At 49.2% G+C, this 24,203-nt stretch carries 24 protein-coding genes and 1 riboswitch; of the genes, 13 read left to right on the forward strand and 11 right to left on the reverse strand.

What is annotated here, in order from left to right; all coding sequences use genetic code 11:
* Positions 1-14 precede the first annotated feature (14 nt).
* The gene (locus ASG16_RS16630; RefSeq protein ID WP_056489403.1) at positions 15-1,088 is read right to left on the reverse strand and encodes a YheC/YheD family endospore coat-associated protein; all 1,074 of its coding nucleotides are present in this window, start codon (positions 1,086-1,088) and stop codon (positions 15-17) included.
* Positions 1,089-1,290: 202 nt separating this feature from the next.
* Between ASG16_RS16630 and ASG16_RS16635 the strand changes: the two genes are divergently transcribed.
* The 3 genes from ASG16_RS16635 to ASG16_RS16645 all read left to right on the forward strand — a co-directional run bounded on the left by ASG16_RS16635 (position 1,291) and on the right by ASG16_RS16645 (position 3,480).
* Positions 1,291-1,611 carry a winged helix-turn-helix transcriptional regulator gene (locus ASG16_RS16635; RefSeq protein ID WP_048034006.1) on the forward strand — a complete coding sequence of 107 codons (321 nt, stop codon included), beginning with the start codon at positions 1,291-1,293 and terminating at the stop codon, positions 1,609-1,611.
* 112 nt (positions 1,612-1,723) lie between these two features.
* Positions 1,724-3,178 (forward strand): recombinase family protein, encoded by a 1,455-nt coding sequence (locus ASG16_RS16640; protein WP_056489406.1) that lies wholly within the window; start codon positions 1,724-1,726, stop codon positions 3,176-3,178.
* Positions 3,179-3,201: 23 nt separating this feature from the next.
* Entirely contained in the window at positions 3,202-3,480 is a 279-nt protein-coding gene (locus tag ASG16_RS16645) for a S1C family serine protease (RefSeq protein WP_048034008.1), read from the forward strand.
* A gap of 30 nt (positions 3,481-3,510) precedes the next feature.
* Here the strand turns inward: ASG16_RS16645 and ASG16_RS30940 are convergent, their stop codons facing one another.
* Together ASG16_RS30940 and ASG16_RS16650 are read right to left on the reverse strand one after the other, a co-directional pair.
* The gene (locus ASG16_RS30940) at positions 3,511-3,657 is read right to left on the reverse strand and encodes a hypothetical protein (protein WP_017250462.1); all 147 of its coding nucleotides are present in this window, start codon (positions 3,655-3,657) and stop codon (positions 3,511-3,513) included.
* Positions 3,658-3,722: 65 nt separating this feature from the next.
* Positions 3,723-4,004, reverse strand: a complete 282-nt coding sequence (locus ASG16_RS16650; protein ID WP_016742090.1) for a DUF2325 domain-containing protein — start codon at positions 4,002-4,004, stop codon at positions 3,723-3,725.
* 331 nt (positions 4,005-4,335) lie between these two features.
* Between ASG16_RS16650 and ASG16_RS16655 the strand changes: the two genes are divergently transcribed.
* From ASG16_RS16655 to ASG16_RS16665, 3 genes are all read left to right on the forward strand, one after another.
* A complete protein-coding gene (locus ASG16_RS16655) occupies positions 4,336-4,935 on the forward strand; it encodes an IMEF encapsulin system ferritin-like cargo protein (protein WP_048034009.1) in 600 nt (199 codons plus the stop codon).
* Positions 4,936-4,972: 37 nt separating this feature from the next.
* The gene (locus ASG16_RS16660) at positions 4,973-5,821 is read left to right on the forward strand and encodes a family 1 encapsulin nanocompartment shell protein (RefSeq protein WP_007721249.1); all 849 of its coding nucleotides are present in this window, start codon (positions 4,973-4,975) and stop codon (positions 5,819-5,821) included.
* 143 nt (positions 5,822-5,964) lie between these two features.
* Positions 5,965-6,783 carry an alpha/beta fold hydrolase gene (locus ASG16_RS16665; RefSeq protein ID WP_056489408.1) on the forward strand — a complete coding sequence of 273 codons (819 nt, stop codon included), beginning with the start codon at positions 5,965-5,967 and terminating at the stop codon, positions 6,781-6,783.
* A gap of 55 nt (positions 6,784-6,838) precedes the next feature.
* Here ASG16_RS16665 and ASG16_RS16670 read toward each other — a convergent pair whose 3' ends face one another.
* The 5 genes from ASG16_RS16670 to moaC form a co-directional block, all read right to left on the reverse strand.
* On the reverse strand, positions 6,839-8,047 hold the full coding sequence (locus ASG16_RS16670; protein ID WP_056489410.1) for an aminotransferase-like domain-containing protein: 1,209 nt from the start codon (positions 8,045-8,047) through the stop codon (positions 6,839-6,841).
* 195 nt (positions 8,048-8,242) lie between these two features.
* Positions 8,243-8,713, reverse strand: a complete 471-nt coding sequence (locus tag ASG16_RS16675; RefSeq protein ID WP_056489412.1) for a hypothetical protein — start codon at positions 8,711-8,713, stop codon at positions 8,243-8,245.
* A gap of 154 nt (positions 8,714-8,867) precedes the next feature.
* Positions 8,868-10,049 (reverse strand): pyridoxal phosphate-dependent aminotransferase, encoded by a 1,182-nt coding sequence (locus ASG16_RS16680; RefSeq protein WP_056489413.1) that lies wholly within the window; start codon positions 10,047-10,049, stop codon positions 8,868-8,870.
* 84 nt (positions 10,050-10,133) lie between these two features.
* Positions 10,134-10,248: riboswitch (SAM riboswitch) on the reverse strand.
* A 60-nt stretch (positions 10,249-10,308) separates the two neighbouring features.
* On the reverse strand, positions 10,309-11,565 hold the full coding sequence (locus ASG16_RS16685; RefSeq protein ID WP_056489415.1) for an MFS transporter: 1,257 nt from the start codon (positions 11,563-11,565) through the stop codon (positions 10,309-10,311).
* Positions 11,566-11,568: 3 nt separating this feature from the next.
* Entirely contained in the window at positions 11,569-12,051 is a 483-nt protein-coding gene (gene moaC, locus ASG16_RS16690) for a cyclic pyranopterin monophosphate synthase MoaC (RefSeq protein ID WP_047071888.1), read from the reverse strand.
* A gap of 172 nt (positions 12,052-12,223) precedes the next feature.
* Between moaC and ASG16_RS16695 the strand changes: the two genes are divergently transcribed.
* From ASG16_RS16695 to ASG16_RS16715, 5 genes are all read left to right on the forward strand, one after another.
* A complete protein-coding gene (locus tag ASG16_RS16695; protein ID WP_056489417.1) occupies positions 12,224-12,763 on the forward strand; it encodes a methylated-DNA--[protein]-cysteine S-methyltransferase in 540 nt (179 codons plus the stop codon).
* Positions 12,756-13,469, forward strand: a complete 714-nt coding sequence (locus ASG16_RS16700; RefSeq protein WP_056489419.1) for a 2OG-Fe(II) oxygenase — start codon at positions 12,756-12,758, stop codon at positions 13,467-13,469. The genes ASG16_RS16695 and ASG16_RS16700 overlap by 8 nt, the downstream gene beginning before the upstream one ends.
* An 11-nt stretch (positions 13,470-13,480) precedes the next feature.
* Complete coding sequence (locus ASG16_RS16705) at positions 13,481-14,299, forward strand: SPL family radical SAM protein (protein ID WP_056489421.1); 819 nt, start codon at positions 13,481-13,483, stop codon at positions 14,297-14,299.
* Between the two features lie 103 nt (positions 14,300-14,402).
* Positions 14,403-15,110 carry a molybdenum cofactor biosynthesis protein gene (locus ASG16_RS16710; RefSeq protein WP_056489423.1) on the forward strand — a complete coding sequence of 236 codons (708 nt, stop codon included), beginning with the start codon at positions 14,403-14,405 and terminating at the stop codon, positions 15,108-15,110.
* Between the two features lie 4 nt (positions 15,111-15,114).
* Entirely contained in the window at positions 15,115-16,140 is a 1,026-nt protein-coding gene (locus ASG16_RS16715; protein ID WP_056489426.1) for a ThiF family adenylyltransferase, read from the forward strand.
* Positions 16,141-16,202: 62 nt separating this feature from the next.
* Here the strand turns inward: ASG16_RS16715 and ASG16_RS16720 are convergent, their stop codons facing one another.
* From ASG16_RS16720 to ASG16_RS16730, 3 genes are read right to left on the reverse strand one after another with little or no spacing between them, the layout of a single operon-like run.
* The gene (locus ASG16_RS16720) at positions 16,203-17,261 is read right to left on the reverse strand and encodes a sensor histidine kinase (protein ID WP_056489427.1); all 1,059 of its coding nucleotides are present in this window, start codon (positions 17,259-17,261) and stop codon (positions 16,203-16,205) included.
* On the reverse strand, positions 17,258-17,932 hold the full coding sequence (locus tag ASG16_RS16725) for a response regulator transcription factor (RefSeq protein WP_056489429.1): 675 nt from the start codon (positions 17,930-17,932) through the stop codon (positions 17,258-17,260). The genes ASG16_RS16720 and ASG16_RS16725 overlap by 4 nt, the downstream gene beginning before the upstream one ends.
* Positions 17,933-17,935: 3 nt before the next feature.
* Entirely contained in the window at positions 17,936-19,693 is a 1,758-nt protein-coding gene (locus tag ASG16_RS16730) for an ABC transporter ATP-binding protein (protein ID WP_056489431.1), read from the reverse strand.
* A gap of 287 nt (positions 19,694-19,980) precedes the next feature.
* Between ASG16_RS16730 and acnA the strand changes: the two genes are divergently transcribed.
* Both acnA and alr read left to right on the forward strand, forming a co-directional pair.
* Positions 19,981-22,710: an aconitate hydratase AcnA gene (acnA, locus tag ASG16_RS16735; protein ID WP_048034021.1), complete on the forward strand. Its 2,730-nt coding sequence runs from the start codon at positions 19,981-19,983 to the stop codon at positions 22,708-22,710.
* Between the two features lie 243 nt (positions 22,711-22,953).
* Positions 22,954-24,138, forward strand: a complete 1,185-nt coding sequence (gene alr, locus ASG16_RS16740) for an alanine racemase (RefSeq protein WP_056489433.1) — start codon at positions 22,954-22,956, stop codon at positions 24,136-24,138.
* The last annotated feature ends 65 nt before the right edge of the window (positions 24,139-24,203 follow it).

Genomic DNA, 24,203 nt, shown 5'->3' on the forward strand with positions numbered 1-24,203 from the left:
GACAAAAAACGAGCCTAGCTCCGGGCCAAATACAGCGCAAATTGAACGGGACGAGCTATCGCCTTCTTGTATAGCGCCATGTCACCCATTTGGCGAAAAACCTCTCTCCCCGGCTTGGGGTTCACCTCGATTAACCACGCACGTCCGTCCACATCCACCCCTATGTCCAGTCCGAATTCCATCATGCGGCCGAAATAGTCCTCTAGCGTGTTTGCTACATCGAGCGCAAGCCGATAACATTCCTGTTTGATCAGCTCTCCCCGCTCTCCTCCAAATCGCCTGGACATAAACCATTCAAAGGGAATCGCTTTGCCTCCCCCATGCAAATTGGAAGTAGCACTGCCGTTCTCTCCCATACGTACTGCGCAGCCTGTCACTGCCCACTCCCCACGCTCATCTTTTTGAATTAATAGCCGTACATCGACGACATGCTTGCGTAGCAGTCCCAGGTCCAATCCTTGCTGCACCAGGAAATTGCCATCGCGAATGCGCTGTTCCTCCACCCACGTTTGAACCCATTTTTCCACGCCTTCCACTGAATCAATCCGAGCCGCATGATATTTATGCTTTTTGTCACGTCCAGAGAGGCTATACTTCTTACCGCTGCTCTTCACTCTAAGGATACTTCTTCCCCCTGTACCATTGCCTGGCTTAATATAGACGAGGCCATGGCGTGCGAGCATGTTTCGGACCAAGCCTTTTTCGTAAACATGCGTCTCCGGAATCCAGTGTTTGACTCGTTCATCCGAGGCGAGCAGATTCGTTACTCTCCATTTCTTACTGAACGGACTGTTCGCAAAGAAAAACAGATCGCTATTTCGCAGCCGGATATACTCCTTTACTCTGCGTCGATACCGATCGATTACAACTTCTGGCCAAGGGAATGATTTCCTCATCCAGCCCCCGTCCCGTTTGGGGATGAAACCTTTGATCTTTCTGGCAGGAACATTGACGTCCTGATGCGAAAACAGGTAGATTTCTGCGCCTAGCTTTCGCCCTGTTTGAACCAGCTTACGCAAATAATCTGGCTCCTCAAAGCGCACACCCTCCCGCCAGGTTAAAATGCCGATTACCCGTTTTGGAAGCATCGTAACACCCTCTTCACTTCTTTTCTTTCGCGATTAGTGTATGTGTGGACACCTTATAGGGAAACATTTGTCCATAAAAACGGGCTTGACTTCTCAGCCATTGGCAAAAGTGTCATTCCAACTTTTCGTTACTTACTTTTTTCAAGCTAATCTGTTAGAATAAAGGGCAACAATAATGCTGCTAGATAGAGGTGACGCCGATATGAGTCAAGATTTTGCTGGCGAACACATGTGTCCAAAATATGAATGTGCAATGAACGTCCTTGGAAAGCGCTGGACCGGCCTGATTATTCATGTGTTGCTACGTGGAACTGTACGATTCAAAGATATTCGCGAAATGGTTCCGCATATGAGCGATAAAATGCTCTCTGAAAGGCTGAAGGAGCTGGAGGAGCTCGAGATTTTGGAGCGCAAAGTGTATCCGGAGATCCCAGTTCGCATTGAGTACGAATTGACCGAAAAAGGAAAAGATCTGCGTCCTGTCATTGATTCCATTCACGAATGGGGCCAAAAATGGATGTAGCATAACCCCACTTGTCCAAGACGGATAAGCGGGGTTTTTTATTTACGGTCAGGCATAAGCTCCTCCCTTTTGCTGTACACTCTAGCAACCCATGGTGAAGGGAGGACGGGTGATGCGAACGGCCGTCTACATTCGTGTCAGTACGGAGGATCAGGCACGCGAAGGATTTTCGATCCCCGCCCAAAGGGAAAAGCTGCTGGCGTATGTTCACTCCCAAGGGTGGGAAGTCCATGCAGTCTACGCAGATGAAGGCGTGAGTGCCAAAGATACGAATCGCCCCGCACTCGGTCTGCTTCTCCAGGATATCCGAACAGGTGAAATCGATGTCGTCCTCGTTTATCGACTTGATCGACTCACTCGCTCTGTCCTTGATCTGTATCAGCTCCTGCAGGAGTTCGATCGACATGCAGTACACTTTAAAAGCTGCACCGAGGTATACGATACGACTACGGCAATCGGGCGACTGTTTATTACCTTAGTGGCAGCCCTCGCACAATGGGAACGGGAAAACTTGGCAGAACGGGTCAAGCTGGGAATGAGCCAGATGGCAAGAGAACGAAAACGACCAGGAGGACCTGCACCGTATGGATACAATCTGGTGCGAGGAACGCTGGTTGTGAATCAAAGGGAAGCTGCTGGCGTACGCAGCATGTTCGAGCGCTATGATCGAGGTGAATCCCCTCGCCAAATCGCTGAATGGGCGAATCATTCTGGATTGCGTGGGAAAAATGGTGCTTCATGGAGTGCTAGTGCCGTACTTCGCCTGTTAAAAAATCCGGTCTATCATGGTGCGTTGCGCTGGAATTATACCGACGCTGATCAACAACGCAATGACCCTGAGGAATGGATTGTCGAAGAGGCGACTCACCCCGCCATCATCGATCAGTCATGTTTCTTGCGGGTGCAGGAGCGGATGAGTGCTCGCGGCACAAGCCATCCTCGCGTTCTGAGCTCCCGCTATCTCTTTTCCGGATTGCTGTACTGCTCGCGTTGCGGTTCCTCTATGCGCGGGAAAACAACCACAATCACAGGAAAAGGAGAAAAACGTTACACGCACCGCTACTATTTATGTAAAAATAAGCTGGCTGGTACGTGTGATGCTCCCGCCATACGTGAGGATCGCTTGGAAAAAGCCATTGTGCACGAGTTGATGCAGCATTCGCCAGAGTCTATCGCTGCGTTGAAGGAAGTGTATCAGACTGTATTACAAACGAAATCCCGTGCTCCCGCGAAAGAAACCGAGCAACAACTGCAAATTCGGAGGCAGCGCTGGGAGCAAGCTTATGAAGAGGGATTCCTTACTCTCCCTGCCTTACGAGAGAAAATCAGTGCGTTAGAGCTGGCTGCAAAAGAACAGGAACGGACTTACTCTTCTTTTTCAAAAGAACAACCGCTTGATCTAGAAGCTCTTTCCAATTGGAATCTCATTTGGACGCATGCAAATGAAAATGAACGGCGATTTCTCGTATGCACGCTCATCCAACGTGTTGACGCGGAAGCAATAGACGACGCTGCCTCTGGTCAGAAAAATCGAGAGGTCTGCCTACATCTGTTGTCATTTCACTAAAAGTTACCCCTGATTTTGCCTGTATGACGACAGGTGGTTCCCCACTTGGTTTGGAAAATTCTGTGACAGCGGGGATCATCAGTGCCAAAAACCGCCGCTTACAGGTAGCGAAGCGAATGTACGAGGAAATTTTTCAGACGGATGCTGCGATTAACCCAGGAAATAGCGGAGGTCCACTCATTAATTTGAATGGGGAAGTCGTTGGTCTCAATGCATTCATCATTCAATCCAGCCAATGCTTGGGCTTCGCCATCGGAATTGACGCCCTTAAAATGCAACTGGAGCAATACGTATTCAAGTGAGAAGCAAACGATTCAACAAAAAAACCCCGTCTAGGAGGACGGGGATTGCTTCTCTAATGCAATAAGATATACATTTGGACCTTCTGTGTTGATTTGTTCTTCTGCCTGTTTTAATTGTTGCAGCTGAGCGGCCGTAAGCTGTGCGATAGGCAGTTCACTCAAACGATTCTGTTCCATGCGCGTCATTCCTCCGTTGGTGTCAGACTCACGATCGTAGTCTGCCCAACTTGGAGAGTATGTATTTACGCAGTGAGATCAAAAGCTTTGGCAATCGCAGAACACGAACGCTTGCAGAAAACGATGGGCAGCTCGCGATCTTTGGCTTGGTTTTTCACCGTTTTGGCCAAGTTGTGATTGACGAAATCAGTCAACACCAAAATCATGTGGATACCAGCCGGAATTTTCACTCCCGTTTGCGAGCTTTTCCGTCCAGTTACGTGGTGAATATCCTTGAAGCCTTGCCCTTGAAGTAATTCAATAATATTGCCCAGACGATCTCCGCCTATTACTAAAATCGATGACATAACTTGTTACCTCCTTAAAATTTAGGTGAATGTAAGATTTATGTTTTCTTCTCTGAATACTAATTGATAATGAATATCACTCTTATTGATAAATATTATCATTCCCATTTGTCTTTGACAATACTCTCCATGATAACTTTTTTGTCAAAAAACAAAACTAGAGACTAAGCCTGTAAGCAAAGCCACGGCGCTCTAGCGTTCCCGCCCTCTTTTCCAAATTACACCGCATCATATTCTTCGCAGTCATAAGAAAATGTACATAGGTGTTGCCCGGGTGTTTTTTCCAACGGTATAATGAAAAAATAGATTGTGAATGAGGAGGTGGCGTAGGGTGCAAGAAATTACACAGCTGCACGCCATTTTTGATCGCACCAGAGGTTATATCAACAGCTTCATGGGCGTTATCCAGCCGATTATCGACGCGGCAACGGACGAGCATACTCGTCTTTACTACCATCATATTTTGGAAGAAGAAGAACAGCGTATGGGTCGCTTGCAGGAATTGGTTCCCTACCTGGAGAAACTGTCCTCAGGAAAAAGCTTGGATCAGCTCAGTGATCGCGACCTCTCGCAAATGCTGTCTGATGTGAATCTGGAACGTTTTGGACTGCACAATTTCCGCGAGCATCTGGAGCTGTCTCTGTATGAATTCAAGGATGACGAAACACGTCAGCTCCTGGATGGCATGCGTGAAAAGACGCATACAGACTATTTGACAGTCAAAGAGATCATGGCAAACATGAGCCAACGATTCTCTGATGCGGCTCATCCTGATCTCACTGATCACGATGAGGGGCACGACATTCACCAGGTAGATCATTTGAAAGCTTCGGCTTCCGCTCCTCACGGTGTTGCTTCCGTGATCAAGCATTCCGCCCCTGCAGTTTCTGGCAAAAAAGGGCTGACAGTTGGCAGCTTGAAAGGAATGTAAAGAACCGGAAATCCTGAAATGACATGGAGGTTACACGATGGACAAGCTTCGTAAATACCCAGACTCTCCCTTGACGACTGAAGAATGGAACCAACTGGACGCAACTGTCGTTGACATGGCTCGCCGCCAACTGGTAGGACGGCGTTTTATCGATATTTATGGACCATTGGGTGAAGGTATCCAAACCATTACCAACGATGTATATGAGGAATCCCGTTTTGGCGGTCTCTCCCTCCGAGGCGAGTCACTAGAGATGACACAGCCTAGCCGCCGTGTCAGCATGACGATTCCGATCCTGTACAAGGATTTCATGCTCTACTGGCGCGATGTTGCCCAAGCACGCACACTAGGCATGCCTTTGGACATGAGCGCGGCTGCCAATGCAGCTGCTGGTGGTGCACTGATGGAAGACGATCTGATCTTCAACGGTGCTGCGGAATTCGACCTCCCAGGCCTGATGAACGTAAAAGGCCGCCTCACTCATCTGAAGAGCGATTGGATGGAATCTGGCAATGCATTTGCCGATATCGTGGAAGCGCGCAACAAGCTGTTGAAAATGGGCCACAGCGGTCCGTATGCACTGGTTGTTTCTCCTGAGCTCTACTCTCTCTTGCACCGCGTGCACAAAGGCACCAACGTGCTTGAGATCGAGCATGTTCGCAATCTCGTTACAGATGGTGTCTTCCAATCTCCTACCATTAAAGGCCGTTCCGGCGTATTGGTAGCGACTGGCCGCCATAATCTCGACCTGGCGATTGCAGAAGACTTCGACTCCGCATTCCTCGGAGACGAGCAAATGAACAGTCTGTTCCGTGTATATGAGTGCGTTGTATTGCGCATCAAGCGTCCAAGCGCCATTTGCACCTTGGAAGAAACAGAAGAATAGGAAGCTCCTTGACACACCCATTAACGAATCTCGTTATGGGTGTGTTTTTTCGTCCTTGAAATATGTAACAGATCACTTATAATAAGAACGTACGTTCCAAACTTTCAAAACAATCTGACACAAATGTCGTTGGGGGGCTTTTTATGAGATGCGAGGTCAATGGCGTCAACCTTTATTACGAGGAGATCGGAAGCGGTTTTCCTGTCGTGATGATTCACGGTTTTTCACTAGATCACCGTTGTATGACAGGTTGTCTGGAGCCAATTTTTGAGAAACGTCCGGGATACCGACGACTTTACATAGACCTGCCTGGAATGGGACAAACGGAAAACTACGAACATATCCACACCACGGACGATATTCTAGAGGTTGTCCTCGCGTTCATCGATCAACTCATTCCAGGGGAGCCCTTTTTCCTTGCAGGTGAATCATACGGCGGATATCTTGCACGAGCGGTTATCGAGAAGCGCCGGGATCAAGTGAAGGGCGCCCTTTTCATCTGCCCGAACATCATTCCTGATAAACAGATACGCACACTGCCGGATAAACCCCTCTTAGTAAAGGAGCCTTCTCTCTGGGAGCAGTTGAGTGAGGCGGAACGAGTGGAGTTTGAGTCGATGGCGGTAGTAGCTACCGAGTATACGTGGAACCGCTATAAAAAAGAGATTGTCGACGGCTACATGCTGTCCGACCCTTCTTTCCTCAGTAAAATCAGACAGTCATACGGCGTGTCCTTCCCATTGGATACAGCCCCCTTCCCCCACCCGAGTCTTTTTGTTGTGGGCAAACAAGATCATTCCGTCGGCTATCGCGATATTTGGGATATCATCGAAGGCTATCCCCGCTCTTCATTTGCCGCACTCGACTGTGCCGGACACAACTTGCAGATTGAGCAGCCACTTCTGTTTACAGAGCTTGTGAATGAATGGCTGGATCGGGCTCAAAGAGAGCTCTCCTTGTAAACATGCATGAAAAAAGACAACCAGCTCCATGAGAATGGTTGTCTTTTTTCTTCCATTAAACATTTGTCACTAGAGATTCGCTGTAGGCATGGAATGCTTTGCCCAGTCGTGAAATCGCAAGCTCTGTGTCTTCCCGGTTTAGAAGTGTATAGTTCAAGCGCATCGTATTGAATTGCGGCTCTGCTGCATAAAACGGCTTTCCTGGTACGAATGCCACGCCTTCCTGTACGGAGCGGGCCAGCAGCTTCTCTGCATCAACGTGCTCAGGAAGATTCACCCAGAGGAACATCCCGCCCCTTGGTTTTTCCCACTGTACACCCTCCCAGTTTTGCGCAACCAAGAGCTCATGCATCCATTCCATGCGCGCCTTGTAGGACTCGCGGATTTTCTCAATGTGACTCTCCAGATCAAAGCGGGACAACAGCTCATACAAAGCGTACTGATCGATTGTGCTCGACTGCAAATCAACAGCTTGCTTCGCCTTCACCATCATTTGAATCACGCGTGTATCTCCAATGGCCCATCCGGTACGCAAGCCTGGCGCGACAATTTTGGAAAAGGTACTGGTGTACACCACACAGGAATCAGTCGGATGCTCATCCAGTGAGAAAATCGAGCGGTACGGTGCTTCCCCATCGAATTGGATCTCTCCATATGGATCGTCTTCCAGAATGAGAATGTTTTGGGCCTTACATTGACGAAGCAATCCGAGACGGCGTTCGAGGCTCCATACCTTTCCTGTCGGATTGGCAAAGGTTGGAATGACGTACACCATTTTCGGACGATACTGAGCTATTTTTTTCGCCAGATCGTCCAGATTCATCCCATCGGCATCACCGTCTACGGGAATCGCTTTGATCCCCCGGAATTGGAACAACTGAACGGCTGCCAAATAAGTAGGGTTTTCTACGAGAACGACATCCCCTTCGTCTAAATATACACGGCACAACAAGTCTACTGCTTGCTGAGAGCCCGTAGTGATGATCATATTATCTGCACCGACGTTCATATGCTTTTGCTTCATGCGAGATGCAATCCACTCACGAAGCGGCAAGTATCCATCAGTCAATCCGTACTGAAGAGCTTTTGCTCCTTGTTCGAATGCGCGGTTGAACGCTTCACGCATCTCTGCGATTGGAAAAGAATCCTCTGCTGGCAGTCCACCTGCGAGCGAGAGCACTTGATTGCCTTGGGTCAGCTTCAAGATTTCCCGGACAGCCGAGGAGGATAGTGCTTCGACAGATTTTGAAAATGAGTACTCCATGTTCCGTTCCCCCTTGATTTTGCTTATCCTTGTTTTATCACTGTCAACAGCGTAAGTCCAATCCTTGCTAGCTATGAGCAGATAGGTTTTGACTATGTCGAGCGGTTGTTCAATCGTTAGTCTTGACACACTTCATGCAAAAAACCCCTCTTCGTATCAAACGAAAAGGGGTCCATATGTATGGGCTATATCATCCTAGGCGATTCGGAACACACGTGGTTTCTCTGTGTGTGGGAGGAAAGAGAGGTCTACATGCGCGGACGCTTCTTCCATACCAATATCGCTTGCCAACAGCAATGCCTCTTCCTGGAAGGTCGGCGTACAGCTTCCTTCATTCAGTTCACAGAGACGCTTCAATCGCTTCAGTCTCTCTGCGGACTTCTCCACTCTCATGCATTCGTTCGTCAGCTCACAAACGTTAACGTGACGAGCATCAGCGATCATGCTGATATCATTCACATGGACAATCAGTCTTTTGCCTTCTTCTGTTACAAATCCGATCGAGCAAAAATGCGCACCTGACATTTCCAACCGAGTGAGAACAGCATTGGCGTAAACTTCTCCCGTCCGCAAGCGAATCTGGCTTGCTTCAATGGCTCCGCCGATTTTCCGCTCGTTGGAGATCACCGTATACATATCCGTGTAACCGTTAATCTGATAGCGCATGGTACCCTCCCGCTCTCGCTGAGACTAATTATCATTAACAACAATGACATCGTATAATGAAAATCATTATCTGTCAATAATGAGAATGATTTTTATTCTAGAAGAAAAAAGCCACACTCCATTTATATGGTAGTGTGGCCAATTTGCCTCGCTTTTATTTGGTTTTCGTAAATAACCCTAACTGCTCAATCCGTTGGACCGCTTCTGCGAGACGATCTTCACTGGATAACAAAGCCGCTCTCACATAGCCCTCACCTGTCGGACCAAAGCCATTTCCCGGCGCTACGACAACATGCGCTTTTTCCAAAAGCAGGTCAGAGAACTCCACGGATGTGAAGCCGCTTGGAACAGGAAGCCAAGCAAAAAACGAACCTTGTGATGGTGGAGCCTGCCAGCCAATCCGATGCAGATTGGAGTACAAGGCATTGCGGCGGCTTTCGTAGACAGCGACGAGGTCGCGAACGCACTGCTGCGACTCCGTCATCGCTTTGGCTGCCGCCATCTGTACCGCTCCGAACAGACTGACGAAGTAATGGTCCTGAATGAGATTGATCAGACGTACCAGCTCGCGATTCCCTACCATGGCACCAACACGCCAGCCTGCCATGTTGTACGTTTTAGACAAGGTATAGAATTCTACGCCCACTTCTTTTGCTCCAGGAACCTGCATGAAGCTGACTGGCTTTTTCCCGTCATAGCTGATCGCCCCGTAGGCAAAGTCGTGGCAGACGACGATTTCATGTTTTCGCGCAAAACGAATGGTCTCCTCATAAAACTCAAGTGGTGCGTTGACTGCTGTTGGATTGTTCGGATAGTTGAGAAACATCAGTTTCGCTCGATCCAAATCAGCTTGGGAGAGCTGGCTGTAGTCTGGCAAAAAGTCATTTTCCGCCTTCAGCGGCATCATGGCCATCCGTCCGTTTACGACAGCAACCCCCGACCAATAATCCGGATAGCCTGGGTCCGGAACCAGTGCAACATCGCCTGCGTTCATGAGTACTTGGCAAATCTCTACGAGTCCGGTTTTGCTGCCGAACAATATCGCTACTTCTTCCTCCGGATCGAGGTCCACATCAAATTCTTGCTTATACCAATGAGCCACTGCCTGCTTCAGTTCCACACGTCCCTGAAAAGGCGGATATTTGTGATGGAGTGGTTGTGCCGCTTGTGCCTGTAATTCTTCAATAATGTGCGGCGGAGTCGGCAAATCGGGATTGCCCTGCCCCAGGTTAATGACGTCATGGCCTTGCGCAATGACCTTGTTTACTTTTGCAACCAGGGTCGCAAAAAACTGGGTAGGGAGTCGATCAATCATGTCGGAGGGTTGAATGCGCATCTTTCTTCCATTCCTTTCTTGGGGCCCAATACAGTAAAACCCCCTTTTTCCATACAGAAAAAGGGGGAGATCAGCTTGGTCACGTCCTTATCTGTCAGGAAAAAATCCTGCTGGAATTGGCACAGCATCTGTCCATCACATGGAACAGATCCGCTGCCGGGCTTCATAGGGCCAGTCCCTCCACCTCTCTGAATAAGTCAAACACACGGAATATACTGTTTTTTCGTCTATATCATACTACTTGAGCACGTATACCGTGTCAAGATACTTGATTCTGTACGGGTACTTGATGCCTTCTTTTTTGAAAAGAGGTGTGGAAGGCAAAGAATGCGACAGACACCAACGACAAGCCTGCCATCACGAACAATAGTCCCTGCGCATGAATCGATTGGAAAATGAATGCGCCAAGCAATGGTCCGAGCATCCGTCCAGCTGATCCAGTCCCTGCTATCAGCCCTTGAATGAAGCCTTCTCGTCCCTCTGGCGTAAACTGTGCAGCAACAGCCGGCACCGCTGGCCACACGAGCATTTCTCCCAGCGTCATGATGAACATGCCTGCCACAAAGCCTGCATAAGCCGTTGATTGAGACAAAATCAGCATCGACAAGGCAAAAATATAAGCACCCAAGAGCATTTGAGCTTTTAGCGTACGGGCAAAGCGTCGAATGACCCACGCAATCAACGGCTGACCGAACAGGATCAAACCACCATTCAGCGTCCACAACAGACTGTATTGACGGAGTGTAATGCCCAGGGATTGCATGTAAGTCGACAGCACCGTCGTCCACTGTACATAGACAATCCAGCTAATTAATAGCCCCCCGCATAATAGCAGCAGAGCCCCCCATACCACCTTTGACTCTTGCTGTGGTTGTCGCAGCACATCACCAGTTGCTTGCTCAGACATGCTTTGTCCAGTCGTCGAGTTTCGGCTTTGTTGTTCCACCATTTTTAACTGACGCGGTAAAATGAGCATGAACATGGCGAGAACGATCACTTGTGAAATGGCATTACCGAAAAACGTCCAGGCAAATGACACACTTGCCAAGAAGCCGCCCAACGCAGAACCGGCAGCTACCCCCACATTGAGGGAGACATAAATCAGATTAATTCCTTTCCGTCCTCCGTCCGGCCATAACACGACGGCCAGTGCATTCATCACAGGGGAAAGTGTTCCGTAAAAAAGTCCATTCAGCAGAAGCAACGCAACATAAATCGTAAAATCTTGTGTAACACCTAAGCCGATCGATATCAGAATAACGCCGATGGAACCGACAATGATGGTGCGCATTTTGCCCCAGCGGTCAAACATCATCCCGCCGACAATACTCCCGATCAGGAATGCGCCTTGATTTAAAAGCAACAAGAAGCCGGCTACAGTCAGCGGCTTTCCGAGATGGTTGTGAATATAGATCGTGACTAGCGGCCAAATACACGCCATTCCAGTAGAAAAAATGACGGCAGCAATCGCCAATAAACGAATGCTGCTTGGATAGGATTCCCACTTTTGCCTCATGCCTTACTTCTCTCCCCGATGGAAATCGCCGCTTTTTCCGCCTGTTTTGGATTGCAAACTGGTCGGACCGATTATCATTTCTTTATCCATGGCTTTGCACATGTCATACACCGTCAAAGCCGCTACGCTGACAGCGGTCAACGCCTCCATCTCGACGCCTGTTTTCCCTGTCGTCTTCACGGTTCCTGTAATCGCAAGCGTCGTTTCATCTACAAAAGCAAACTGTATGTCGATGCCAGTCAATGGCAGCGGATGACACATCGGGATGATTTCCCACGTCTTTTTGGCAGCCATGACACCTGCTACCTGCGCTACGGCGAGTACATCGCCCTTTTCGATTCGACCTTCGCGGATTCGGGCGAGGGTTTCGGGTTTCATGCTGATTTGGCTCTCGGCTACAGCCACCCGTTTTGTGACGTCCTTCTCAGACACGTCTACCATCCGCGCTCGATTTTGTTCATTAAAATGTGTTAATTGATCAGTCATACGAGTATCGTTCCTCCTCTATCTCCTCCTACCTTACTCCCGCCGCTGGATAAAAGCAATGGGAATGTAGACGACATTGTTTCGTTATCTTGCTCATCCACTCCTTAAAACGTACGAAGAGCAAATGCTGGAGGTATACTGTGCGTACACAGCTCAAAGGAGGCGTATGGAAATGGAAACGATGAAGGATCAAACGATACGTTGGTCAATGCTTGTGCATGGTGATTGGACCATTTATTTAGCTGCCACGGCTGCCGGGCTTTGTTATGTTGGCTCGGTCAACCAGCCTTTTTCCGAATTGGAAGCGTGGGTTAAAAAGCATCGCCCACAAAGTGCATTGGTGCAAGACGATCCATGGCTAAAGCCTTTTGCAACAGAACTGATGGAATATTTGCAGGGAACGCGCGAGCATTTTTCCATGGATTGCGACCTGTCTGGAACGCCTTTTCAGCTCGCTGTCTGGGAGGCACTACGCCAAATCCCATATGGTCAAACGGCATCGTACACCGACATTGCGAACATAGTTGAAAAGCCTGCTGCTGTTCGTGCTGTCGGCGCCGCAATCGGTGCCAATCCCGTTCTCATTACAATCCCTTGCCACCGCGTCGTCGGTAAAAACGGTTCACTGACAGGCTATCGCGGAGGACTGCCCATGAAGACAACTCTGCTTGATTTGGAGAAAAAAACGAATCGGAGTGTGAAGCATGGCTAAATTGGTGACAGAAAGGATCGCTGCACTTGACTGGCATTCCATACAACAGGAGTTGGACGAACAAGGGTATGCTGCTTTTCCTTCCTTAATAAGCGCGGATGCGTGCGAAGAATTAATCGCTACGTATGGACAGGATGACCTTTTTCGCAATACGATCCAGATGGCACGGTACCGTTTCGGAGAAGGGGAGTATCGTTATTATCAGGCGCCCCTTCCCTCGCTCTTGCAGGAGCTTCGCGAAGGCTTTTATCCGATGCTTGCGCAGACTGCGAATCGGTGGCTGGAAATGCTTGGACGCGAAGCTATCTATCCTGCTACCCTCCCTGAATTTTTGGCGCAATGTCACGATCAGGGTCAGCTACGCTCCACTCCCTTGATTTTGAAATACGAAACGGGCGGCTACAATTGTCTACACCAGGATATGTACGGCGAGGTGTTCTTCCCGTTTCAAGTGGTTTTTGCCTTGAATCAAAAGGAGAAGGACTACAGGGGCGGAGAATTTCTGCTGATGGAGCAACGGCCGCGCGCGCAGAGCCGGGGACATGTGATAACCTTGGAGCAAGGCGCTGGCCTGATTTTCCCGACATCCTATCGTCCTGTGCAGGGAACGCGAGGCTACTATAAAAACACGCTGCGTCACGGTGTCAGCACGATTACCTCGGGCACGCGCTACAGCCTCGGAATTATTTTTCATGATGCAAAGTGAGGAACGCCAATATGAAAAGCATCCTTTCCTATAAAATGCCGAAAACCCTCCTCAATAAAGGAAGCGGATTTCTTGCGGATTACACCCACTCGCTGAATCCGTATACGGGCTGTTCTTTCGCCTGCTCCTATTGCTATGTTCGGCAAATGCCTGTCTCTTTGTTTCGCAACGAGCAATGGGGCACGTGGGTTGACATTAAGCAGCAAGCTGCCGACTTATTACGCAAGGAGCTACTGCGGGCAAAGAAAAAAGGAAAGGTGACCATCTTCATGTCTTCGAGTACAGACCCTTATCAGCCAGTCGAACAAACGGAAAAGGTAACGAGGTCTTTACTCGAAGTCATGGTAGAGAATCCACCCGATTTTTTGCTGGTGCAGACGAGAAGCCCCTTGGTTTGGCGGGATGCCGATTTGTTGCTCCTGCTGGGGGATCGCGTCCGCGTCAGCATGACTGTCGAGACCGATTTGGAGGAGATTCGCAGGCACTTTAGCCCACAGGCTCCCCCCATTCAAGCGCGGCTCAAAACACTCCAGCATTTGGCGGAAGCAGGCATCCCTACACAAGCAACAATTGCCCCTGTTTTGCCTAGTAGTGAGTCATTCCCGGAGATTTTGCGCTCCTTGGTCACACGTGTCTGTGTCGACGATTTTTATATGGGAGATGGCAGCGGCGGTAAACGAACGAAAAGAAACGGCATACCCGTACTCTATGAAAAGCTTGGATTGGAACAATGGTATGATCCTTCCGCCTATCGAATCGTCTATGATCGGCTATTACGTGTTTTTCCCCCGGATCAGATCTATTTGAGTCAGGAAGGCTTCGCCCCTTAGAAGTAACGGCTGATTGTAACACCCCATTCATTGGCAACTTTGATCGGTTTATGATATCGTCTAGCCTAGAGAGTAGTATCATCCAGGGAAATGAGGAATTGTCTTGACCATTACGATCTTGTTATTTGCCGGACTCGCTGAACGTGCGAATGCCCGGGAAGTACAGTTGACCCTATCTGAAGGCGCGACCGTAAGCGATCTTCTGCAAGCAGTGGAAAAAGAATATCCTGCGCTCTCTGCGCTTTTAGGCAGTTGCTTTGTCTCCATCAATCATGAATATGCAGCGAAAAATCAGGTCATTTCAGCCGACGACGAGATTGCCCTCTTACCTCCTGTAAGCGGCGGAGAAGAAGACCCGCGCTTTGCCATTACCGAGGAGCCGATTTCCGCGGACAAGCTCGTTCGTCTGGTGAGCAACCCGCATGCAGGCGCAATCCTTACTTTTGTCGGAACTGTTCGGGAATTTACCCATGGTCAGCGCACCGTGTATTTGTCCTATGAAGCTTATGCCCCTATGGCTGTTGAAAAAATGAAGCAAGTCGCAGCAGAGATCGAGGAACGCTGGCCGGGAGCGCAAGTCGCGATGCACCATCGTATCGGTCATTTGGCTGTGGAAGAGATTGCGGTTGTTTGTGCCGTTGCAACAGCGCATCGCAATGAATCGTTTGAAGCAGGCCGTTATGCCATCGAGCGACTCAAACAGATCGTCCCCATTTGGAAAAAAGAAATGTGGGAAGATGGCAGCGAATGGAAGGGACATCAGCAAGGACCATGGAATCCGCTTGCGATGCCAGAAGGAAAGGTGGAGTAACGCCTTGGATACTCGCTATTCCCGTCAGATATTGTTTCATCCAATCGGGCGCAGTGGACAAGAAAAGCTCGGGCAAAGCCGTGTAGCGATCGTCGGCATGGGAGCGCTCGGAACCGTTCTTTCCAATCATATGGTCCGTGCTGGTGTAGGTTTTGTCCGCATCATTGACCGCGACTTCGTCGAGCCGAGCAACTTACAGCGTCAGATGCTCTACGACGAATCCGATGCAGCCGAACATTTGCCAAAAGCAATCGCCGCTCACGCCAAGCTGACAAAGATCAACTCAGCCGTCACCATCGATCCGATTGTTGCAGACCTCACCGCTTACAATGCGGAGGAACTGCTGGCAGATGTCGATCTTGTTCTGGATGCGACGGATAACTTTCAGGTGAGATATCTCGTGAACGATGTTTGCGTTAAACATAGCATCCCGTGGGTGTACGGTGGCGCTGTGAGTGCGACCGGAACTTTTACCGCGATTCGTCCGGGGATCACACCTTGCTTGCGCTGTCTTTTCCCTGAAGCGCCAAACCCGGGTGAGATGCCTACCTGTGACACGGCTGGCGTCATCGGACCAATCATTCACATCGTCGCCTCCTATCAGGCAACCGAAGCATTCAAGCTGTTAGTAGGCGCAATGGATGAGCTCAATCCGAATCTGGAGCACTTTGAGATTTGGCATAACCGCCATCAGCAAATCAAGGTGGTCAATGCCCGCCGAGACGACTGTCCGACATGTGGGCACAAGCAATTTTCGTTTTTGCAACCGGATACCCAGGATGGACAAGCCGTTTCGCTTTGCGGTCGAGACACCGTACAAATCTCGCCCGCCACTGCAATGACACTTGATTTGAATGCATTGGCTGATCGCCTTTCCCCTTTAGGTCAAATCGAGCAAAACAAGTTTTTACTGCGTTTCCGTGTTGATACGTACACACTCGTCATTTTCCCGGATGGTCGCGTACTCGTGCAAGGCACAGATGACATCAGCCTGGCACGTTCGCTCCATGCCAAATATATCGGCGCGTAACTGGTTACTCGTCATGAAAAAAGCTGTCCCAGACCGTCAACCCGGACGAAGGGGCAGCTTTTTTATGCTGATTGAACAAATGTAATCGTAAACGTGGTACCTTTCCCGACTTCACTCTCAACGGCGATTGTGGCATGATGCAAATCGATTATTTTTTTCACGATTGCCAGGCCCAGGCCACTGCCCGAATTGGCTCGGTTCCGCGATGGGTCCGCCTTGAAAAACCTTTCGAAAATGCGCTCCCGATTTTCCTTGGATATCCCGATTCCCGAGTCGATTATTTTCACGAGCACTTCGCCGTTTACCGTCTCCAGCTTTACGCTAATTTTCCCGCCTGCCTCCGTGAATTTGATGCTGTTACCAAGTAAGTTGGTCCAGACTTGACTCAGCATATCTTCGTCGGCGACGATTTCAACTTTTTCCAAGTCTATGTCCATTTCAATCTCTTTCGCCATCCATTGCGGCTCGCATGCGAGGATGATTGCGCGTAGCTGCGTGTCCAACCGATACGGCTTCCTCTCTAACTCATGCTGGATGCCCTCTAGCGCAGTGAGCTTAAGCAGGTTGTCACTGATCTTGGACAACCTCTTGCTTTCCGACTCGATAATCTCCAAGTAACGAATACGCTCTTCTGGACTTAGTCTTTCATTATGCAGGGCCCGAGCAAACCCGCTGATCGACGTCAAAGGCGATTGAATTTCGTGGGAAACATTGGAGATGAACTCCTGCCGCAGCTTCTCCATTTCATTTAATTGCTCCGCCACGTGGTTGATGCCATCCACCAGCTCCCCCCATTCGTGCGCCAGCTTGATATCGAGATTGACCCGAAAATCCCCCATGGCAATCCGTCTGAGCGCATCAATCAATGGTTGAAACCTGCCTCGATGCCTTGGCATAGTGAAAAAAGAAATGATCATGCCTACCCCAATGAACAATATGCAGTTCAAAACGGAATGGACCAACACTTTTACAAAATCATTGGGATGATAGCCCATATAGCCATAAAAGAGCGTGGTAATCGCGTATGCACCTAGTCCGCACAAGGCAAAAACAGCACATATGCCCACCACGCCTACGAGTTTCAGCAAAGCATGGGAATGTTTTTTTCGCCTCATTTTCATACGACAATCTCCAAACGATAACCAAGTCCCCGGACTGTCCGGATCAAAAAGCCGTACATCGCTTCCGGAAAACGCTCCAGCAATCGGTTGATATGCACGTCTACCGTACGCTCATTTCCTTCAAAATCATAACCCCATATTTGTTCGATCAACTGCTCGCGGGAAATGGTCTGCCCGGGATAGCTGGCCAATTTGAACAACAGCTCGAACTCCTTGAGTGGAATGGTCCATGTTTTCGTCCCACTAGCGACTGCAAACGTTTTACGATCAAGTAGCAGTCGCCCTGCTTGAACCTGATGCGAAGCGGCAATCCGGTAACGCTTGAGCAGCGCTTTTACCCGGACGACCAGCTCCTGCGGATCAAACGGCTTCACCAAATAATCATCTGTCCCTAGCTCGAAGCCTTTGATTTTTTGCGACGTCTCACCCTTTGCAGTCAGCATGAGCAAGGGAAAATCATAATGCTTGCGAAGCTTTCGACACAGTTCCCAGCCGTCCATGTTCGGCATCATGATGTCAAGAATCACCAGTTGTGCGGCAACCGACTCCAATTTGTCCAGTGCCTCCTGTCCGTCTGCTGCTTCCACTATCGTAAAGCCTTCGTTGCGCAAGAAGACGCTGACGAGCTCGCGAATATGCGGATCGTCGTCGACTACCATAATCGTGGTCACGTTCTACACCCTCTCTTTTACGAGCAATTGCTGACTAGCTAATTCGCGGTACATTCCATGAGTTTGAAAAAGCTCTTCATGTGTACCCATACCTGTGATTTTTCCCTTTTCCAAAAAGATGATTTGATCTGCTTCCACCACGGTCGATAACCGATGGGCAATCACGAGGGTGGTACGTCCCTTCATTAAGTTTTGCAACGCCTTCTGGACGATCATCTCGGAATTACTGTCCAAGCTAGAGGTCGCTTCATCCAACATCAAGATTTGCGGGTCCCGAAGCAGTGCTCGGGCAATGCCGATTCGTTGGCGCTGTCCTCCCGATAGCTTTATGCCTCGCTCCCCTACTTCTGTCTCATAGCCATTCGGCAATTCTTCAATAAATTGATCCGCATAGGCCATCTCTGCCGCTTGCTTCAGTTCCTCGTCACTAATCGTCCGTGAAATCCCGTAGCAAATATTTTCTCGGATGGTTCCGGCAATCAATGGACTTTCCTGGGACACGTAGCCGATTTGGCTTCTCCACGACTTCAAGGAAAAATCTGTGATGGGATCATTGCCCAGCCTAATTTCTCCACTCAGTGGCTGGTAATACCTTTCAACCAGGGAAAACAACGTCGTCTTGCCGCTGCCACTCGGTCCGACAATCGCATTTACTTTTCCGGCCCCAATCGTAAAGCTGACATCATCGAGTATCGTTTCCCCGTTCTCATACGCGAAGCTCACATGGTTCAAATGAATGGGCAGGCCTGCATTTTCAAGAGTCCGTCCTGTCAAAAGATCTTCTTCTTCGGCGTCCAGTGTCGCAATGATTCTTTCAGTTGCCCCCATGGCTTTTTGCAAGGAGGTGAAAAACTGTGTGAATTGCCCCAGCGGTATGACAATTTGCACCAGATACAAAATAAACGCGACCAGCTCACCAGCTGTCAATGCTCCCGTGGACACGCGCATGCCACCATAGCCGATCACAACCACGAGCAGCACCATCAGGATAAAGGACATTAACGGCCCAATGACCGCTTGGACTCTTCCTTCTCTCAGCCCGAATCGAAATAGATTCCCGATTGCCTTTGTTCCCATTCCCAGTTCGTGGGTTTCGGCATTGGAAGATTTGACGAGCCGCATCTCTTGGAGCACTTGATTCATAATCGTCGTAAAGCTGGCGGTCTCATCTTGCAGACCTTTCGAAATTTTGTACATTTGACTGCCAAGCGGCACGAGAATCCCGACGCACAGCGGCACAGCAACGAGCATGGTTAACGTCATTTGCCAATCGAGGTAGAGCAAAGTCACCACAGAACCAATGATCGTGATTAATCCTGTGAAAAAGCTGGACAGATGATCACTAATCAGGCTTTTCACGACACCTGTATCGTTGGTCATTCGACTGATCGTCTCACCAGTCCGGTTGCTATCATAATAAGAGATCGGCAGGATGAGCAGCTTTTTCCAGAGTCTTTCACGGAGTGAGGCCACCACACTCTCGCCGACATGATTTAATAAGTAGATGGACAGCCCTCCCGCAATGGCTTGTGCGATAAAGGCAACGATCAAAAGAATGATTTGTGGTGTCGTGATCGTAGATAGAGTAAAGCTGTCCACCAAATCCTTTGTAAATAGCGGAATCACTAAGCTCACCAGCGTGGTGGCGATGCTCATGAACAACGCGACACCGATTTTTAGCTTGGATGGCTTTGTTTCCCTTATTAATCGAAAGAAAGGCCGCCAGTTTCCCCATTTCCCTACACTATTGGTTTGTTCCATTCGTTCATTTCTCCCCTTTTTCCTCCACTCATTCACTTGCAAGTGATAAGATACTGCATGAATGTAAACGAAATATAAACGGGATAATATTGAAGTGCGTGCAATTTTCTTCTTTCTAATAAGAAGACGTTCGTGAGCCAATTTTCTTTACCTATGATTTTTGTATATAAATGATGAATTTGGGGTAGAAGCCGGGAAACAAATCGTATATAATAGGTTCGTAATGAAGAAACGAAACAAAGTTTCACCAGATGAAACTCCAAGTTATTATAGGGAGGTTGTATACATTGGCTAACAAAGATGCTTACAAAGTAAAGTCTTCCCTGCAAGTAGGCGACAAGTCTTTTGCTTATTATCGCCTGCAAGGGTTGGAAGAACAAGGATTGGGCGATGTTTCCAAACTGCCGTTCTCCATTAAAGTTCTGCTCGAGGCTGCTGTCCGTCAGTTCGACGGCCGCGCGATCACGAAAGAACACGTACAACAATTGGCGACCTGGACAAAAGGCCGCGACGAAAACCAAGAAGTACCTCTCATGCCAGCTCGTATCGTTCTGCAAGACTTCACCGGTGTACCGGCTGTAGTTGACTTGGCAGCGATGCGCATCGCGATGAAGCGCGCTGGTGGAGATCCAAAACGAATCAACCCATTGGTTCCAGTTGACCTCGTTATCGACCACTCCGTCATGGTTGACGATTTCGGTAACGCGTCCGCTCTGGACAACAACATGAAATTGGAATTCGAACGCAACCAAGAGCGCTACCGCTTCCTGCGTTGGGCACAAACTGCGTTTGACAACTTCCGTGCGGTTCCTCCAGCTACTGGTATCGTTCACCAAGTAAACTTGGAGTACCTCGCAACTGTAATCGCTACTCGTGAAGTAGATGGCGAATTGGTTGCTTTCCCTGACTCTCTCGTAGGTACTGACTCCCACACCACTATGATCAACGGTCTTGGTGTTCTTGGATGGGGTGTTGGTGGTATCGAGGCAGAAGCAGGAATGCTCGGCCAACCTCTGTATTTCGTAACACCAGAAGTAGTTGGTTTCAAACTGACTGGCACACTGAATGCTGGTGCAACTGCAACTGACCTCGCTCTGACTGTTACGCAAATGCTGCGTAAAAAAGGCGTTGTAGGTAAATTCGTGGAGTTCTACGGACCAGGCCTGTCCAACATCTCGCTGGCTGACCGCGCTACTGTAGCAAACATGGCACCTGAGTACGGCGCTACAATGGGCTTCTTCCCAGTAGATGCTGAAACACTCAACTACATGCGTCAAACCGGTCGCGAAGAAGACCTCATTTCCTTGGTTGAAACTTACACCAAAGCACAAGGCCTCTTCCGTACTGACGAGACTGTTGACCCAGTATTCTCCGAAACATTGGAACTGGATCTGTCCACTGTCGTACCTAGCTTGGCTGGTCCAAAACGTCCTCAAGACCGCGTAGAACTGACTGCTATGAAGGAATCCTTCAATAACAGCCTCCGTACGCCGATCGACAAAGGCGGATTTGGTCTCTCCGAAGAGAAAATCGCAGCTAGCGCACCAGTTGCTTATGCAAACGGTGAAAAAGCTACGCTGAAAACTGGTTCGGTTGTAATCGCAGCGATCACTTCCTGTACCAATACATCAAATCCTAGCGTAATGCTGGGTGCAGGTATCCTGGCGAAAAAAGCTGTGGAAAAAGGCCTGAAAAAGCCTGCTTTCGTAAAAAGCTCCCTGGCTCCAGGTTCCCGCGTAGTTACGCAATACCTGACTGACGCTGGTCTGATCGACTCCTTGGATGCTATCGGATTCAACGTAGTAGGTTATGGTTGCACCACTTGCATCGGTAACTCCGGTCCATTGCCAGAGGAAACCAGCAAAGCTATCGCAGACGAAGATCTGACAGTTGCAGCGGTACTCTCCGGTAACCGTAACTTCGAAGGTCGTATCCATGCACAGGTAAAAGCGAACTACCTCGCTTCTCCTCCATTGGTTATCGCCTATGCACTGGCAGGTACTGTAGATATCGACCTGGCTACAGAGCCAATCGGCACTGGCAAAGACGGTCAACCTGTCTTCTTGAAAGACATTTGGCCAACTCCACAAGAGATCGCAGCTGCAATGGACAAAGCGATGAATCCTGCTCTGTTCCGCGCTGAGTACGGCCAAGTGTTCACGCAAAACGAAGCTTGGAACAAAATCGACGTTCCAACTGGCGACCTGTACGAGTGGGATGAAAAATCCACGTACATCCAAGAACCGCCATTCTTCCAAAACCTGGCTGGAGAAATCGCTAAGATCGCAGACATCAAAGCAGCGAACACCATCGCACTCTTCGGTGATTCTGTGACAACTGACCATATCTCCCCAGCGGGTAACATCTCGCCAACTAGCCCAGCAGGTCTGTATCTGCAAGCAAACGGCGTAGAACGCAAAGACTTCAACTCCTACGGTGCTCGTCGTGGTAGCCACGATGTAATGATGCGCGGTACATTTGCAAACATCCGTATCCGCAACCAAGTAGCTCCTGGAACTGAAGGTGGCGTAACCAAATACTTGCCAACTGACGAAGTAATGTCCATCTACGATGCTTCCATGAAGTATCAAGCAGACGGTACTCCACTCGTTGTACTGGCTGGTAAAGAGTACGGTACTGGTTCTTCCCGTGACTGGGCAGCAAAAGGTACATTCCTCTTGGGTATCAAAGCGGTTATCGCTGAGAGCTTCGAGCGTATCCACCGTGCTAACCTGGTTGGTATGGGTGTTCTGCCTCTGCAATTCGCTGGTGACCAAAGCTGGAAGTCCCTCGGCATCGACGGTACTGAGTCCTTCAACATTGTGGGCCTCTCCGATGATGTTCAGCCTGGCCAACGCGTAAAAGTAGAAGCGACGAAGAAAGACGGCAGCACTTTCGAATTCGAAGTAATCGTGCGCCTCGATTCCATGGTAGACGTAGACTACTACCGCAATGGTGGTATCCTGCAAACGGTTCTGCGTCAATTGCTGGATGAAGGTAAACCAGTAACTGCGTAAGCAAACGAATAAAAAATAAGTTCGTATCAGCACCCACCCAACGAAAAGAGCAGACTCCGAGTATTCGGCAGTCTGCTCTTTTTTTACGTTTCCAGCCAGACGCATGGTTGTGGTTTGTCGTTTGCAGGATCACCGATGGTCTGCTTTTTGTTTTCTCTTCCTGATGGGCCACGCTTAAGTGGGAGAAGCGGTGAATACGCATGGAAGAGGGAAGTGTTTCCCAGAAAAAGGGAGGAATTCGTGATGAAACAGTTGTTTCGCGAAACCTGGATTGAGGTAAATCTCGATGCCATCAAGAAAAACATTCGGGCGATACGCCGGCATATTCCTGAACAGACGAAAATCATGGCGGTTGTAAAAGCGAATGCCTATGGCCATGGTTCTGTCGGAGTAGCACGCCATGCCCTCGAGTACGGGGCTACTTCCCTCGCAGTCGCCATCCTGGAAGAAGGCATCGTCTTACGAAAGGCGGGAATTGTAGCACCTATACTCGTGCTGGGATTCACTCCCCTTTCACGGGTCAAAGAGGCGGTCGCTTGGAATATTGAGCTGTCTGCCTTCCAGACCGAGTGGATCAAAAAAGCCGATAAAATTGTCAAATCAACGGCTTTCTCCAATCGTCTAAATATCCATATCAATGTAGACACCGGCATGGGGCGTTTGGGCGTACGATCAAAATCTGGGCTGCTTTCAGTCGTAAAGGCGCTAACGTCAAGCTCTTCCCTTGCATGGACCGGAATCTTCACTCATTTTTCCACTGCGGATGAGCCTGATCAAACATTGACCAAAGCGCAACATGAGTTATTTGTTCAGTATCTTCGCTATCTGAAGGAAAAAGGGTTCGAGCTTCCGACCGTACACATGTGCAACACCGCTGCCACCATTGCTTTTCCCGAATTCAGTGCCGATATGATTCGCCTCGGCATCGGCATGTACGGGCTGTATCCATCCGCTTATATCCGACAGCTCAATCGTGTGAAGCTCGTTCCGGCTCTCAGCTTGAAATCGCGCTTCTCCTATGTAAAGACAATGCTGACGCCACCGTTTACCATCAGTTATGGTGCTACATACATAGCAAAACGCGGAGAGGTCATCGGGACGATTCCAATCGGTTATGCCGACGGTTATTCGCGCGCACTCTCAAACCGGGGATTTGTTCTGTATCAAGGCAGACGGTTGCCGATCGCGGGGCGAGTGACGATGGATCAGATGATGGTCAGCTTGGGAGAAGGCGGGAATGGAAAGCAAGGCGATGAGGTCGTGATTTACGGAAAGCAAGGAAACCGCGAGATTCCTGTCGATGAGATTGCCGAAATGCTCGGAACAATCAACTATGAAGTCGTGGCCACCCTCAGTAATCGCATCCCTCGCTTGTTTTTGGAAAAAGGGGTTGTTGTAGAGATCTCTCATCTGTTGCCGGAAGGTTAAATGAAGCAGGCTTGGAGAATATTTTTTCCGCGAAAACAAAAAATAAGGAAAACCAAATTCGCCAA

The sequence above is a fragment of the Brevibacillus sp. Leaf182 genome (genome assembly GCF_001423865.2).
Taxonomy (GTDB): Bacteria; Bacillota; Bacilli; order Brevibacillales; family Brevibacillaceae; genus Brevibacillus; species Brevibacillus brevis_C.